Raw genomic sequence first — 14112 nt, forward strand, 5'->3', positions numbered from 1 at the left:
GGTTCGATGGAACAACGCACATAGGGGTCCCCGCTATCCGTAACAAAACTGGTTCCTATTGGGCGGTTCGATCCTGCCGACGCTTCACCAGTTCGCGCACACCCAGCATTATCGCCAGCCACACCACCGCCACACCGGCCAGAATCGCCGTGGTCCAGATGCCGTCGCCGCTGACCGCGCTCATGAACGACCCGCCAAAGAACGCCACCAGCGCCGTCTTGGGCAGAACCCCCAGGGCGCACCCCGCCAGAAAGCCGCCGAATGACGCCCGGGCTGCGCCGAACGCCATATTGACGACGATGAACGGGGCCGACGGTACATTGCGGATCATGAAGCTGGCATAGAAGGCGTTCTGGCCGACGAACCGCTTCATCCGCCCGGCCGTGCGTCCGCCGAACCGCTCGACCGCCCGCGCCGTCGGACCGCGTCCCAGCCAATAGGTCACCGCCGCCGAGACCACCGTCGCGATCCAGCTGTAGGCGAATCCCGACCACGGTCCGAACGCCACCACGCAGGCCGCGATCAGCAGGAATTGCGGCACCCCGACAAAGGCGGCGACCACGAACACCACCACCGTCGCCGGCAGGCCCCACGGACTGTCGCTGAACCCGTTCAGCCACAGCTCCAGCCGGTCCTCCGCCGCCAGTCCGAGCTGCGACTTGCCGAAGGCAAACAGCGCCGCCACCGCCGCGAACAGCGCCACAGTCGCCAGCAACGCCCGCCAACGACGGCCTTCCATGTTGAGGATGAAGTCGAGGACGCGGGACATGGATTCGGATTAACACCCGGCACCGGTTTGGGCGAGCGTGGACCGCATCCCGACGAATCGCGCCAACGAGGCTCTGCCCACCCTGCCCCGATCACGCCACGCGAAACACCGGCGGCGGCAGGCTGAGCCGGGTATCCGCCACCGCCTCGCCCCGGAAGAACCGGACCAGCAGATCCTGCACCTCCGGATGCGCCTCAAAGACATTGTGGCCGGCATTCTCGACCACCACCGTGGATTTGTGCCGGAACTGATCCGCCACCTCGGCCTGTTCTTCCAGCGGCGTGCGCCCGTCGAGCGTGCCCTGGACCAGCAGGGCGGGCGTGTCGATCGACATCGGCGCTCGAAACGCCTCGCCGAGGTCCACATCCGGTACCGCACCCAGCAGATGCGGCATGGGGAAGTTGAGCGCATCGCCGAGCACGGCCGTCTGCGCTTCCTGCTCGACCAGTCTCAGCCGCGCGGGCGATATGCCCGACGCCAGATCCATCGCCTCGGGCATGCCCGAAATCTCGATCACACCACCCATCCGGGCGAGGAACGGCGCGAGCATTGCCACCTGCCCGGCCTCGAGGGCGAGATAAAGACCCGGCAACATGGCCAGGGTCGGCGGATTGGCGATCAGTCCGCCCGCCAGCATCTGGATGGCGAAACCGCCGATCTGCAGATCCAGCGACTGCCCCTGCACCGGCAGGGTCAGGGGCGCGGGCTCCGCTTCGAGCCGGGCGTGGACCCGCCGCATCAACGCCGGCAGGTTGGGCACGGCCGCGCGCGCCGCCGGATCGGCGTCCAGCAGACCATCGACCCGATCCAGATAGGCGTCCAGTCGCGCCGGCCGTTTCACCGTCTGGTCCTGTCCCTCCAGACTGGCCAGCGCCACCCGGCCGACCCGGTCGCCGTGCCGCTTCAGCACCGACAGCGCCAGATGGGATCCATAGCTGATCCCCCACAGGTCGATCGTCTCCACGCCCAGATGGCGGCGCAGGTCGTCGATATCGTCGGCGCTTTCGGCGGCGTTGTAGCCGCGCATGGCCACACCCGCCGCGGTCCAGTCGACCCAGGCCTTCTGGAATTCGTCGCGGACACGGGCCGTGATCCCCGCCCGCGTCAGCACCGGCAGCGGCGCGGTCGAGGCCGGACGCGGCGGGATGTGGTTGGACAGGCCGGTGCCGCGCTGGTCGAAGGCGATCACATCGGCGACCGCACGCAGGGCCTCAAAGATCGGAAAGCGCGGACCCGTCGCCGTCCCGGTCGCCGTCCCGCCCGGCCCACCGGCCAGATAGACGATCGGCGGACCGGGCCGGGCCGCCGTCGACGGGAACCGCACATAGCTCAGACGAATGCGCCGCGAACCCGGATCACGACGGTCCTCGGGCACCTCGAAGAAGCCCTGCTCGGCGTCGGTCTCCTGATCGCGCCAGCCCTTGAAGCGGATGGGTCCGGCCTGCGCCTGGGCGAGGGCGAACGACGGGATGGCGAGACCGGTGGCGGCCAGAAGGGCGCGGCGGCTGAGGGATGCGTATGTCATGCGGCTCATCCGACCCGGGCTGACGCCGCCTGTCCGCCCTGTTTCGGTCAACGGCACCCCGCGCTCGGTGAACAGCCGCGCGTCCCGGTCAACGGTGCCCTAGGGTGACAGTATGTGGCGCATCCTGATCATCGTCGGCCTGCTGATGGGCCTGGCCTCCCTCGCCCGGGCCGCCGAACCCGCGTGGCAGACCTGTCGCGGCACGGCAGGGCCGGATGGTCCAATCCTCAGTGACTGCCGTCCACTGACAGGCGTGATCGATCCGCAGGGGCGCGACCTGTGGCTCCGGACCACCGTGCCCGCGCCGGACGACAATCGCCCGCGCGCGCTGCATGTCATCGGCATCGCCTCGTCCGAAGCCTGGCTGAACGGCCGCAGCCTCGGCGCAAACGGTCGCCCCGCCGCAACGGCGCAGGCTGAGGTCCCCGGCCGCTATGAGGCCGCCCTGCCGATCGGGGAAACCGCGTGGCGCGCGGGCGAGAACGCGCTCGTCGTGCATCTGTCGTCCTTCCACGGCGGCCTGCGGCTGGATCAGCCGATGGGGGGCGTGGTCGTCGCCCCCTACCCCCTGCCCGCCCGCACCCCGCTGCTGGCGATCACGCTCGTCGCGGCCGGGGCCCTGTTGGCCGCGGCCTTCGGCTTCGGCGTCATCCACGCGATGCGCCGGACCGTCTCGAGCCTTATCCTCGCCGCCATCGCTGCGGTCGCCGCCCTGCAGGCGGTGGCGGAGAGCCTGCGCCCCCTGTTCGGCTATGCCTATCCGCTGCATGTCTGGCGACTGGGCGCGATCTGGTTGCTGGCCGCTGCCTTTGCCGTCCTGCTGGTGAGCTTCGTCGCCGGCCGGTTCATGCCGGGGGCGCGCCGCCCGATGATCGCCCTGGCCGTGATCGCGGCCGCGGCGACGACCGTGCTGCCCGGTTTTGACGGCAAGACCGGCTGGGCTCTGCTTTCGGGGGTCATCCTGGCGATCATCGCGGCTGGCATGGGAGTCTGGCAACGTCAGCCCGGAGCGCGCCCGATCCTGGCCTGGCTCGCGCTCTTCATGACGCTCGCCCTGGCCTTCCCGGATTGGCTGGTCGACCTGTCCTATTTCCTGCTCGCGGCCAGCCTCGTCCTGCCGTTGCTGATGGTCGAGGTGGTCCGCCTCAGCCGTGAGGATCGCGGACGCGAGGCTGCCCTGACCCGCGCCGCCGACCGGCCAAACCGCCTGACCGTGGCCTCAGCGCGCGGCGTGGAGCTGGTGCCGATCCCCGACATCCTCGCCGTGGTCGGGGCCGGCGACTATGTCGAACTGCGGCTGGTCGGGGGCCGTCAACTGCTGCACACGGCCCGGCTTGAGCGGCTCGCGGACCAGCTGCCACCCGGCTTCCAGCGGATTCATCGCTCGGTGATCGTCAACCTCGCCCAGGTCCGGCGTCTCGACCGTGACGGCGACCGCTGGCGGGTGCAGATGCTGGAAGGGCCGCCCCTGCCCGTCAGCCGTTCCCGCCTGTCCGCCCTGCGCGATGCCCTCGACGACGACGGTCTGTCACGCCCGCCAGACTAATACCGGCCCGCGATGCGGCATCGGCATTTGATCCGCCTTTCGCATCTGCGTAAGGATTGCGCCGCTGTCCCCCCGGGAGTCTCCATGTCCAGCCTGCAGTCCACCGCCCTGTCCCGCGTCAAGCCCTCGGCCACGCTTGCCGTCACCGCCCGGGCCCGCGAGCTCAAGCGCGAAGGCCGCGACGTGATCGGCCTCGGCGCCGGTGAGCCGGACTTCGACACCCCCGACAACGTCAAGGCCGCCGCCATCGCCGCCATCCAGCGCGGCGAGACCAAATACACCGACGTCGACGGCCTGCCCGAGCTGAAGGCCGCCATCGTGGCCAAATTCGCCCGTGAAAACGACCTGACCTACAGCCCGGCCCAGATCCACGTGGCCCCGGGCGGCAAGGCCGTGCTGTTCAACGCCCTGATGGCCACCCTGTCAGCCGGTGACGAGGTCATCGTCCCCGCCCCCTACTGGGTCAGCTATCCCGACATGGTCTTGCTGGCCGGGGGCGAGCCGGTCGAGATCGTCGGGGCCGAGGCCGACGGCTTCAAGCTGCGGCCCGCCGTGCTGGAAGCGGCCATCACGCCGAAGACCAGATGGCTGATCCTCAACTCCCCCTCCAACCCGACCGGGGCCGCCTATACCCGGGCCGAGCTGGAAGCCCTGGCCGAGGCCCTGCGCCGTCACCCCCAGGTCTGGGTGATGACCGACGACATGTACGAACACCTGATCTACGGCGATTTCGAATACACCACCTTCGCCCAGGTCGCGCCGGACCTCTACGAGCGCACCCTGACCGTCAACGGCGTGTCCAAGGCCTATGCCATGACCGGCTGGCGCATCGGCTATGCCGGTGGGCCCAAGGCCCTGATCGACCTGATGCGCAAGGTCGCCGGCCAGACCACCTCCAACCCCTCCTCGATCAGCCAGTGGGCCGCCGTCGAGGCCCTCAACGGACCGCAGGACTTCATCGCCGAACGCGGCCGCGCCTTCGAAAAGCGTCGCGATCTCGTGGTGTCCATGCTGAACCAGGCCACCGGCATCCGCTGCCCCACGCCCGAGGGGGCCTTCTACGTCTATCCCTCAATCGAAGGCCTGATCGGCAAGACCACCGAGGGCGGCGTGGTCATCGACAGCGACGACACCTTCACCACCGAACTGCTGAACGGCGAGGGCGTGGCCGTGGTCCAGGGCTCGGCCTTCGGCCTGTCGCCCTATTTCCGCATCAGCTACGCCACCAGCGAAGCGGTGCTGGAAGAAGGCTGCCGCCGCATCCAGCGGTTCTGCGCCAGCCTGAGATAAACACACACACTGGACGAAACACACACAGTGTGTTTTTAATTGCCCCGCCTTCAAGGAGACGGGCATGTCCAAATATGAACCCCTGACCCAGTTTCTTGCCGCGCAGCGCGGCGAGGAGGTCTCGATGAGCTTCCGCGAGATCGAGCGCGTTCTCGGCTTCCCCCTGCCGGAGAAGGCGAGCGGACTCCGCGCCTGGTGGAGCAACAACGCGTCCAACAATGTGATGACCAAGGCCTGGCTGGCCGCCGGCTATGTGACCGAGCGCGTCGACATGGGCTCCCGCCGGCTGGTGTTCCGCAAGTCCGATACCGCCCCGGCGGCCGCCAATGCCGAGCCGCGCCCCGCGCGCAGCCTCGGCTTTCTGGATCGTATTCGCGCAGAGCTCGGCGGGACGGTGACCATTCCCGAGGGCGTGGACATCACGGCCCCGACCGGCGAGATCTGGGATGCCGATCGGTGACCGCCAGACCGATCCTGCTGGATACCTGTGCGGTCATCTGGCTCCAGGCAGGCTCGAAATTCAGGCCGGAGGCGGAGGCGGCACTTCAGGAAGCACAGGCGATCGGAACACAGGTCCTCGTTTCGCCAATCACCGCCTGGGAGATCGGCCTTCTGGTGTCCAAAGGACGCCTTGCCCTCAGCCTGCCGCCCCTGAAATGGTTTGAACGGGTCCTGGACCTCGGCGTCGACCTCGCTTCATTGAGCCCGGACATCCTGATCGCGTCGTCCCAGCTGCCCGGCCCACCGTTGCGCGACCCGGCGGACCGGATCATCGCCGCGACAGCGCGCGCCATCGGATGCAGACTGATGACCCGTGACCGGCCACTACTGGATTTCGCCGCGGAAGGTCAGATCGAGGCCATCCCCTGCTGACCGCCCGGCTTCACGCCGCCCGCGACACCGCGAAATCGGCCAGCTGCTCCAGCGCCTCGCGCCAGTCACTGGCCGGCAGCACGTCCAGCGCCGACCGGGCCAGATCGGCATAGTCCCCGGCCAGGTCCAGCGTCGCCCCGATCGCGCCCGAGCCGACCACCAGCGCCTGCGCCCGGGCAAAATCGGCCTCGGTCCGCTCGCCCTTATTTATGGTCCGGTCCCAGAACGCGTCCTCGGTGCCCTTGGTCCGCGCCGCCGCCAGCAGCAGCGGCAACGTCACCTTGCCCTCGCGGAAATCGTCACCCGCGTTCTTGCCCAGCGCTTCCGACGTACCGCCATAGTCCAGCGCGTCATCGGCCAGCTGGAAGGCCAGGCCCAGGTTCAGCCCATAGGCCCGCAGCGCCGCGATCTCGGCCTCCCCGGCCCCGCAACCGACCGCCCCGGCCTCGGCGGCGGCAGCGAACAGTTCGGCGGTCTTGGCCGAGATGATCTGCAGATAGGTGTCGTGGTCCAGGTTCAGGTCGTGCGCCCGCGTCAGCTGCAGCACCTCGCCCTCTGAGATCACGCTCGACGCCTTTGCCAATATGCCGAGCGCCCGCATCTGCCCGGTCTCGACCATCAGCTCGAAGGCCCGGGCGAACAGGAAGTCCCCGACCAGCACGCTGGACGGCGCGCCCCAGATCAGATGCGCCGCCACCTTGCCGCGCCGCATGTCCGAGGCGTCGACGACATCGTCGTGCAACAGGGTGGCCGTGTGAATGAACTCGACCGCCGCCGCCAGCTTGCGCGGGGCTGCGATATCGTCGACCGCCCCGGCCGCCCGCGCCGCCGCCACGGTCAGCATCGGCCGCAGCCGCTTGCCCCCGGCCGCCACCAGATGGTCGGCCAGCAGCGGAATGACCGGCACCTGGCTCTGCATCCGTTCGATGATCAGGGCGTCAACCGCGGCCATGTCGGGGGCCGCCAGTCGAACCAGAAGCTCAACGTCACCCTTCGAGCGGGGAGCGGCGGCGGTGACTGCGTCCAAGGGAGAACTCTTCAAAGCGGGCGGATACGGGGAGAATCGCGCCTGAAATCCAGCCGCAGCCTTGCCCCGGAGCATCGCGGCGCACAATGATGATCACACATTAAAGGGTCAAGCCGCGTGACGGTCGCACCGACAGACACCGCCATCATCGAGATCGTCGAAAACCCCCTGCTGGGCGGACGGGTGCGGCTGCGCCAGCCGGCCAAAGGCTATCGCGCCGGCATGGACGCCGCCCTGCTGGCCGCCGCCGTGCCCGCCGGCCCGGGCCAGAGCGTGATCGAGGCCGGCTGCGGGGCCGGGGCCGTGCTGACCCAGATCGCCGCCCGCTGCCCCGGCACCCGCCTGACCGGGCTGGAGCGCGACCCCGCCGCCGCCGCCCTGGCCCGTGACAACGCTGCCCTGAACGGCATCGCCGAGCGCACCACCCTCCTGACCGGCGACGTCGCCACCGGCTTCCGCGCGCTCGACCTCCCCCCATTCGACTGGGCCGTCTCCAACCCGCCCTTCTTCGACAACCCGACCGCCCTGCGCGCCCCCGCCCCCGGCAAACAGGCGGCATGGATGGCCGACGACGGCCTCGCCGCCTGGACCCGGTTCCTGCTCAAGGCCGTGCGCGAGAACGGCCGCATCGTGCTGATCCACCGCGCCGACCGCCTGGCCGACATCCTGACCTTGCTGGGCGAAAGCGCCGGCTCCTTCGCCATCCGCCCGGTCCAGCCCCATGCCGACGAACCCGCCAAACGCGTGCTGGTCCTGGCCATCAAGACCGGCAAGGCCCCCCTGCGCCTGCTGCCCGCCCTCGTCCTGCACGACCGCACCGGGGCCAAACACACCCCCGAGGCCGAGGCCATCCTCAGGGGTGAGGCGGCGCTGGGCTGGTGAGGGGGGGGCGATCCAACCCACCTCCGCCAAAGGTCCAGACCCCTTGTCATCCCGGACGCCGCGAAACGGCGGTCCGGGACGGCCCGCTCCCACCGGCCCGGACCTCCCGGAAATCGCGGCGCGATTGTCCGGGAGACAGGTTCCGCCGCGCGGGATCTGACCCGTCTCGTCACCCCTGCCGACCAAAACGTTCCCCGAAGCGGTGTTTGGTAAAATCCAGACCACATCTGGCGCAGTGTTTGCGCGTCCAGTTCGTTGGATATTCACGCGGCAACCAGGACCGGCGCTTACGCAAACCCAGCATCGTAGAGAACTTACAACGCGGGCACTTCAACCAGAACTGCGCGATAAGCATATAGGAGAGAAATATTCCTGTACCGAGCAAAACATGGGTGTTGAAAGCAACAAAAGTTATCGCCATGACGACGAAAGTGCCGGGCCAACGGTATAAATTCGAAACAATATATATCATTGATCAGACTCTACTCAATTGCCGACGACATACTGGCCGATTACACCAAACCCGAACCCAGAACCTTGCCTGCGTCGGCGATGCCTAAGGTAAGAGATCATATTCCTGAGTCGAGATTATATGACATGGAGTCTCCATCAGGAGGGGTTTGAACACCTCGCCCCCCCTGCGACTGGCGGCGAGATCATCCCCAGCTCGTCGGTCAGGAAGACGCGCGGGACTGGACAATTGCCGCCCGAGCCAGAACAAGGGACCTTCCATTCAAGGAGGAACCCTATGCGTATCGCCATTCTCGCCGTCACTGCCGTCGCCGCCCTGACCCTGGCGGCCTGCTCGCCGCAGACCGAAGACAATGCCGCCGCTACCGCTGACGCCGCCGGCGACACCGTGGCCTCGGCCGCGGATGACACCGCCGCCAACGTCGACGCCGCCGCTGACGGTGCCGCCGAGGCAACCAATGAAGCGGCCGAAAACGTCGACGCCGCTGTGGTCACGCCCGCCGAGCACTAAACTCCGCCCCATTGATCGTCAGACGCGCCCGAACTCCGCTTCGGGCGCGTTTTGCGTTGTGCGGGCCGCAGGCACCCCCCAAACCGCCACACCCTTCCCAAAAACCCGCGCATCGCCCCTACCCCTTCCCCCGCGATTCCAACCCCTTCCCCGCCACGCCCCCCTAAAAACCCGCCCTGGTTCCGGACCGTGCCAGACTCCCCCCATCCCCGCCGATGGGGAGGGCGTCGGATCCAGTGCCCGAACGGCGGCGGGGCTGTGGTCGAGCGATGAAGCCCGGGGGCGGAACCCTCCGGGGGTCCCTTGGACGGCGCAGGATGCCGTTCACTGCTCGCCGCGGGCCCGAGGGCGGAGCGATCCCGGCACGACCGGCACCTCCGTCCCGACCCCCGGACCCGGCAACGGGCCCGGAACGGTCCGGCAAGGCTCGAACAGGGCCGCCAGCCGGAGGGCGCGTGGAAAACGGCTGCGCGGGGCGTCATCCTCGTCGAAACGGTTTTTATCCATAGCTCCGGGCGAGGCCCGGCAGCCCCGCACCCTCCCCGCCCCGGCGTCGCCACGCGCCGCCGGTCGTCGCCGCACGTCCGGCGTCCAACGCCACTGTTCAGGAGGTCTTCATGCGCCCGCGTTCCCCCGGCCCCCGTCGCCGCGACCGCCTGTTCGCCGGCGCCCTGCAACGGGCCCGGCTGGAGATGCTCAGCCGGGGCGAGGCCGAACCTGTTGGCCCGCGCGAAACCCTGTTCGTCGCCGCCCTCCGGGCCGGTGACCGCCCCGACCCCGAGGAATTCATCCTGTCCGCCACCCTGCTGCTGGCCGAGGCCATGACCCTGCAGGCCGGGCGCGGAGGCGAACACCCCGACGACGCCGACCTTCTCGACGACGATCAGACCGGCTAGATACCGCCCATGTCCCTGCGCCCCCTGTTCGTCACCCAGATCTATGAAGCCAGCCTCGCCACCGAGCCGGGCTTCGACGCCTTCAACGCCGAACTGGCTGACGCCTGCCGCAGCCTGGCCGAGGACGACGGAGCGGGCCGCGCCTGGTGCCGTGAACACGGCTATCGCGGCTACACCTCCTACGGCTCACTGAACGACCTGCCGCAGCGCATGCCCGAGTTCGCCGACCTGAAACGGCTGCTGGACCGGCATGCCCTGGCCTATGCCCGGGCCCTGAATTTCGACCTGGCCCGCAAGCCGAAGCTCGACAATCTCTGGGTCAATATCCTCAAGCCCGGCGGCAGCCATTCCGGCCACATCCATCCGCACGCCTATCTGTCCGGCACCGTCTATGTCGAGGTGCCCGACCGCGCCTCGGCCCTGAAGCTGGAGGACCCCCGTCTGGCCATGATGATGGCCCGCCCCGCCGTCACCGCCGACGCTCCCCTGGCCGAGAAACCCTTCGTCTATCTGACCCCTGCCGCCGGCACCGTGCTGATGTGGGAAAGCTGGCTACGCCACGAGGTCCCGCCCAATGCGGCGAAGAGCGAACGCATCTCGATCAGCTTCAACTACGCCTGAGGCCCCTATGTCCGAAGCCACATCCCCCGGGGTTGTCCTGATCACCGGTGCCGCCTCCGGCATCGGCCTCGCCACCGCGCAGCGGCTGGCCGCCGACGGGGCCCGCGCCCTGATCCTGCTCGATCGCGACGAAGCGGCACTGAACGCGCTCGGCGACGCGCTGAAAAACGGCCCGACCCTGACGCTGTGCCCGCAGGACGTGACCGACGAAGCCGCCTGGGACACCCTCGAACAGAATATCCGTGATCAGGGACAGGGGCTGGACGGCGTGGTCGTCAATGCCGGCATATCCGACGCCTGCCCCATCGCCGACCTGTCGCTCGCGGCCTGGCGACGGGTCATGGCGATCAATCTGGACGGGGCCTTCCTGACCCTGCGGACCGGGATGCGCCTGTTGCGCGACGGCGGCGCGGCCGTGGTGGTGTCGTCCGCCTCCGCTGTGAAGGCCGAGCCCGGCATCGCCGCCTACGGGGCCTCCAAGGCCGCCCTGCTGCAGCTGGCCCGCGTGGCGGCGAAGGAAGCGGCTCCGCGCGGCATCCGCGTCAACGCCATCCTGCCCGGCGGGGTCGAGACCCCGATCTGGCGCACCATGCCCTTCTTCACCGATCTGGTGGCCGAAACCGGCTCGGAAGCGGCCGCCTTCGAGCGCATGGCCGGCTTCGCCACGCCGCTGGGCCACTACGCCAAACCCGAGGAGATTGCCGCCCAGATCGTCTTCCTGCTGTCAGACGCCGCCCGCTCGATCACCGGCGCGGCCCTGACCGTCGACGGCGGCTACACCCTGTAGGCCCGATTCACCGGGGCGGTTCGGCCATCAAACCGCCCTTCCCGGCCCCTATGATTTGCCCAAACCCGGCGTGGCGGCTACATCCCGCGCCTACCTCCCCCCACCGATCAGACGACAGGGCGCACCGCACCTCATGGCGCAGCAATATATTTTCCAGATGCAGGGTCTCACCAAGACCTTCCCCGGCGGCAAAAAGATCTTCGAAAACATCTGGCTGAGCTTCTATGCCGACGCCAAGATCGGCGTCGTCGGCGTCAACGGTTCGGGCAAGTCGACCCTGCTGAAGATCATGGCCGGCATCGACAAGGAGTTCGCCGGCGAGGCCAAGGCCGCCGACGGTATCAAACGCGGCTACCTCGAGCAGGAGCCCCACCTCGACGACACCAAGACCGTCTGGGAAAACGCCATCGCCTGGTGTGAGGAAAAGCAGCTGGTCGACCGCTTCAACGCCGTCGCCATGGAGCTGGGTGAAAACTACACCGACGAGCTGATGGAGGAGATGACCGCCCTCCAGGAGAAGATCGACGCCGGCGACCTGTGGGACATCGACAGCCGTGTCGAAATGGCCATGGACGCCCTGCGCTGCCCGCCCAATGACTGGTCGGTCGAAAACCTGTCCGGTGGCGAGCAACGCCGCATCGCCCTGGCCCGCCTGCTGCTGTCCAAGCCGGACATGCTGCTGCTCGACGAACCGACCAACCACCTCGACGCCGAGTCCGTGGCCTGGCTGCAGCATCACCTCGAGGCCTTCCCCGGCTGCGTCATCCTCGTGACCCACGACCGTTACTTCCTCGACCTCGTGACCAAATGGACGCTGGAGCTCGATCGCGGCAAGGGCATCCCCTACGAGGGCAACTACTCCAGCTGGCTGGAGCAGAAGACCAAGCGCGTCGTGCAGGAGCAGTCGGAATCCGAAGCCCGCCAGCGTGCCCTGACCCGCGAACTGGAATGGGTCCGCTCCGGTGCCAAGGCCCGTCAGGCCAAGTCCAAGGCCCGTCTGGCCGCCTATGAGCGCATGGTCTCCGAACAGGAGAGCCAGCGCGGGGCCCAGACCCACGCCGTCATCCAGATCCCGCCCGGCCCGCGTCTGGGCAATGTGGTGCTGGAGACCGAGGGGCTGGAGATGGCCTATGGCGACAAGCTGCTGTTCAAGGATCTGACCTTCAAACTGCCGCCCAACGGTATCGTCGGCGTCATCGGCCCCAACGGCGCCGGCAAGTCGACCCTGTTCCGTCTGATCACCGGCCAGGAACAGCCCGACGCCGGCACCATAAAGGTCGGCGAGACGGTCAAGCTGGCCTATGTCGATCAGAGCCGCGACTCGCTCGATCCCAACAAGACCATCTGGCAGGAGATTTCGGGCGGCACCGACGTGATGATGGTCGGCAAGCGCGAGATCAACACCCGCGCCTATGTCGGCAGCTTCAACTTCAAGGGCGGCGACCAGCAAAAGAAAGTTGGACAGTTGTCCGGCGGTGAGCGCAACCGCGTCCACCTGGCCAAGACCCTGGCCACCGGCGGCAATCTGCTGCTGCTCGACGAACCGACCAACGACCTCGACATCGAGACCCTGCAGAACCTCGAGGAGGCGCTGGAAGGCTTCGCCGGCTGCGCCGTGGTCATCTCCCACGACCGCTGGTTCCTCGACCGTCTGGCCACCCACATCCTCGCCTTCGAGGGCGACAGCCACGTCGAATGGTTCGAGGGCAATTTCGAGGCCTATGAGGAAGACAAGAAGCGCCGCCTCGGCGTCGAGAGCCTGATCCCCCATCGGATCAAATTCCAGAAGTTCGGCCGCTAGACCGCTCCGAACCGGCTGATTGTCTCGCACGGGACAGTCAGCCGGAACCTGCCTCCTACCGCGTTCGACATCGGAATTGCTGGCAGACCCCGTGGCTGGTGTAGGATCATCCCATGACCCACCGCCCCGCCATCCTGATCATGCAGCGGCACCTGGCACCGCTGACCGCTTTCCTTGAAGCGACCTATACGGTTTACCGGTTCTGGGAAGGCCCGCCGGTCGAGGCCCGCGACGACATCCGGGTGATGGTGGTCGCCGGTGAATATCCGATCGACAAACACCTGATCGAGAGCCTGCCCAATCTGGAACTGCTGGCCTGTTTCACGTCGGGCTATGACGGCATTGATGTGGACTGGTGCCGCGCCCGTGGCCTGCCGGTGACCCATGCCCCCGGCGTCAATCACGAAGACGTCGCCGACCACGCTCTCGGCCTGATCCTCGCCGCCCGCCGCCAGATCGCGTCCGGTGACCGCCAGATGCGCGCCGGTGGCTGGACCGTCGATGTGCGCACCATCACCCCGTCCCTGCACGGCCAGCGCGTCGGCATAGTCGGTCTCGGCCAGATCGGCATTGCCGTGGCCAGTCGGGTCGAAGCCCTGCGGATGAGTGTCCAGTGGTGGAGCCCGCGCGACCGGATCGCTGCCTGGCCCCGCGCCGCTTCCCTGATCGACCTGGCCCGCGACAGCGACATCCTCGTCGTGGCCTGCCGGGCCGACGACGACAATATCGGCCTGATCTCGCGCGAGGTCATCGACGCCCTCGGCCCCGATGGCCTGCTGGTCAATGTCGCCCGTGGCCAGTTGGTCGACGAAACCGCCCTGATCGCCGCCCTGAAAGACGGCCGCCTCGGCCAGGCGGCGCTGGATGTGTTCGAGCAGGAACCGATCGACGCCGCCCGCTGGGCCGATGTGCCCAATACCGTCCTGACCCCGCACACGGCCGGAGCCACGACCGAGGCCGTCCAGGGCATGCTGATGCTGCTGATGCAGAACCTGCAGGCCTCCTTTGCCGGCGAACCCCTGGTATCCCCGGTTGCGGACCCCTCTTCCGCCGCCTGAGCCGATGCGGGCATTGCCTTGTAGGATCATATAAGGATATCCTTATATGATCTTC

Annotated in this window: 14 protein-coding genes; 11 read left to right on the forward strand and 3 right to left on the reverse strand. The window is 68.1% G+C overall.

Annotation, left to right across the window (positions count from 1 at the left end; translation table 11 throughout):
- Nucleotides 1-55 precede the first annotated feature (55 nt).
- Nucleotides 56-769: a VTT domain-containing protein gene (locus AAC067_RS10440; RefSeq protein ID WP_339932223.1), complete on the reverse strand. Its 714-nt coding sequence runs from the start codon at nucleotides 767-769 to the stop codon at nucleotides 56-58.
- A gap of 91 nt (nucleotides 770-860) precedes the next feature.
- Nucleotides 861-2294, reverse strand: coding sequence for an alpha/beta fold hydrolase (locus AAC067_RS10445; RefSeq protein WP_339932225.1), 1434 nt, complete (start codon nucleotides 2292-2294; stop codon nucleotides 861-863).
- Between the two features lie 112 nt (nucleotides 2295-2406).
- Here AAC067_RS10445 and AAC067_RS10450 point away from each other — a divergent pair, with 112 nt between their 5' ends.
- From AAC067_RS10450 to AAC067_RS10465, 4 genes are all read left to right on the forward strand, one after another.
- Entirely contained in the window at nucleotides 2407-3840 is a 1434-nt protein-coding gene (locus AAC067_RS10450; protein WP_339932227.1) for a LytTR family transcriptional regulator DNA-binding domain-containing protein, read from the forward strand.
- An 84-nt stretch (nucleotides 3841-3924) separates the two neighbouring features.
- The gene (locus AAC067_RS10455) at nucleotides 3925-5130 is read left to right on the forward strand and encodes a pyridoxal phosphate-dependent aminotransferase (protein WP_339932229.1); all 1206 of its coding nucleotides are present in this window, start codon (nucleotides 3925-3927) and stop codon (nucleotides 5128-5130) included.
- A 64-nt stretch (nucleotides 5131-5194) separates the two neighbouring features.
- Nucleotides 5195-5590 carry a hypothetical protein gene (locus tag AAC067_RS10460; protein WP_339932231.1) on the forward strand — a complete coding sequence of 132 codons (396 nt, stop codon included), beginning with the start codon at nucleotides 5195-5197 and terminating at the stop codon, nucleotides 5588-5590.
- Complete coding sequence (locus tag AAC067_RS10465; RefSeq protein WP_339932233.1) at nucleotides 5587-6003, forward strand: type II toxin-antitoxin system VapC family toxin; 417 nt, start codon at nucleotides 5587-5589, stop codon at nucleotides 6001-6003. Before AAC067_RS10460 ends, AAC067_RS10465 begins: the two co-directional genes overlap by 4 nt.
- A gap of 10 nt (nucleotides 6004-6013) precedes the next feature.
- Here AAC067_RS10465 and AAC067_RS10470 read toward each other — a convergent pair whose 3' ends face one another.
- Nucleotides 6014-7030, reverse strand: coding sequence for a polyprenyl synthetase family protein (locus AAC067_RS10470; RefSeq protein WP_339932235.1), 1017 nt, complete (start codon nucleotides 7028-7030; stop codon nucleotides 6014-6016).
- A gap of 117 nt (nucleotides 7031-7147) precedes the next feature.
- Here AAC067_RS10470 and AAC067_RS10475 point away from each other — a divergent pair, with 117 nt between their 5' ends.
- The 7 genes from AAC067_RS10475 (at nucleotide 7148) to AAC067_RS10505 (ending at nucleotide 14057) form a co-directional block, all read left to right on the forward strand.
- Nucleotides 7148-7912, forward strand: coding sequence for a methyltransferase (locus tag AAC067_RS10475; RefSeq protein ID WP_339932237.1), 765 nt, complete (start codon nucleotides 7148-7150; stop codon nucleotides 7910-7912).
- A gap of 748 nt (nucleotides 7913-8660) precedes the next feature.
- On the forward strand, nucleotides 8661-8894 hold the full coding sequence (locus AAC067_RS10480) for a hypothetical protein (protein ID WP_339932239.1): 234 nt from the start codon (nucleotides 8661-8663) through the stop codon (nucleotides 8892-8894).
- A 617-nt stretch (nucleotides 8895-9511) separates the two neighbouring features.
- A complete protein-coding gene (locus tag AAC067_RS10485) occupies nucleotides 9512-9790 on the forward strand; it encodes a hypothetical protein (RefSeq protein ID WP_339932241.1) in 279 nt (92 codons plus the stop codon).
- A 9-nt stretch (nucleotides 9791-9799) separates the two neighbouring features.
- Nucleotides 9800-10411, forward strand: a complete 612-nt coding sequence (locus AAC067_RS10490; RefSeq protein ID WP_339932243.1) for a TIGR02466 family protein — start codon at nucleotides 9800-9802, stop codon at nucleotides 10409-10411.
- Nucleotides 10412-10418: 7 nt separating this feature from the next.
- The gene (locus AAC067_RS10495; RefSeq protein ID WP_339932245.1) at nucleotides 10419-11198 is read left to right on the forward strand and encodes an SDR family oxidoreductase; all 780 of its coding nucleotides are present in this window, start codon (nucleotides 10419-10421) and stop codon (nucleotides 11196-11198) included.
- Nucleotides 11199-11331: 133 nt separating this feature from the next.
- Nucleotides 11332-12999, forward strand: coding sequence for an energy-dependent translational throttle protein EttA (gene ettA, locus AAC067_RS10500; protein ID WP_339932247.1), 1668 nt, complete (start codon nucleotides 11332-11334; stop codon nucleotides 12997-12999).
- A 113-nt stretch (nucleotides 13000-13112) separates the two neighbouring features.
- On the forward strand, nucleotides 13113-14057 hold the full coding sequence (locus tag AAC067_RS10505; protein WP_339932249.1) for a 2-hydroxyacid dehydrogenase: 945 nt from the start codon (nucleotides 13113-13115) through the stop codon (nucleotides 14055-14057).
- Nucleotides 14058-14112: the final 55 nt, after the last annotated feature.

Origin of the sequence: uncultured Brevundimonas sp. (assembly GCF_963977465.1) — a bacterium.
Taxonomy (GTDB): Bacteria; Pseudomonadota; Alphaproteobacteria; order Caulobacterales; family Caulobacteraceae; genus Brevundimonas.

Coding starts and splice junctions, on each gene's coding strand:
- AAC067_RS10440 (WP_339932223.1), bottom strand. CDS start 769: ATGTCCCGCGTCCTCGACTTCATCCTCAACATGGAAGGCCGTCGTTGG.
- AAC067_RS10445 (WP_339932225.1), bottom strand. CDS start 2,294: ATGACATACGCATCCCTCAGCCGCCGCGCCCTTCTGGCCGCCACCGGT.
- AAC067_RS10450 (WP_339932227.1), top strand. CDS start 2,407: ATGTGGCGCATCCTGATCATCGTCGGCCTGCTGATGGGCCTGGCCTCC.
- AAC067_RS10455 (WP_339932229.1), top strand. CDS start 3,925: ATGTCCAGCCTGCAGTCCACCGCCCTGTCCCGCGTCAAGCCCTCGGCC.
- AAC067_RS10460 (WP_339932231.1), top strand. CDS start 5,195: ATGTCCAAATATGAACCCCTGACCCAGTTTCTTGCCGCGCAGCGCGGC.
- AAC067_RS10480 (WP_339932239.1), top strand. CDS start 8,661: ATGCGTATCGCCATTCTCGCCGTCACTGCCGTCGCCGCCCTGACCCTG.
- AAC067_RS10485 (WP_339932241.1), top strand. CDS start 9,512: ATGCGCCCGCGTTCCCCCGGCCCCCGTCGCCGCGACCGCCTGTTCGCC.
- AAC067_RS10490 (WP_339932243.1), top strand. CDS start 9,800: ATGTCCCTGCGCCCCCTGTTCGTCACCCAGATCTATGAAGCCAGCCTC.
- AAC067_RS10495 (WP_339932245.1), top strand. CDS start 10,419: ATGTCCGAAGCCACATCCCCCGGGGTTGTCCTGATCACCGGTGCCGCC.
- ettA (WP_339932247.1), top strand. CDS start 11,332: ATGGCGCAGCAATATATTTTCCAGATGCAGGGTCTCACCAAGACCTTC.
- AAC067_RS10505 (WP_339932249.1), top strand. CDS start 13,113: ATGACCCACCGCCCCGCCATCCTGATCATGCAGCGGCACCTGGCACCG.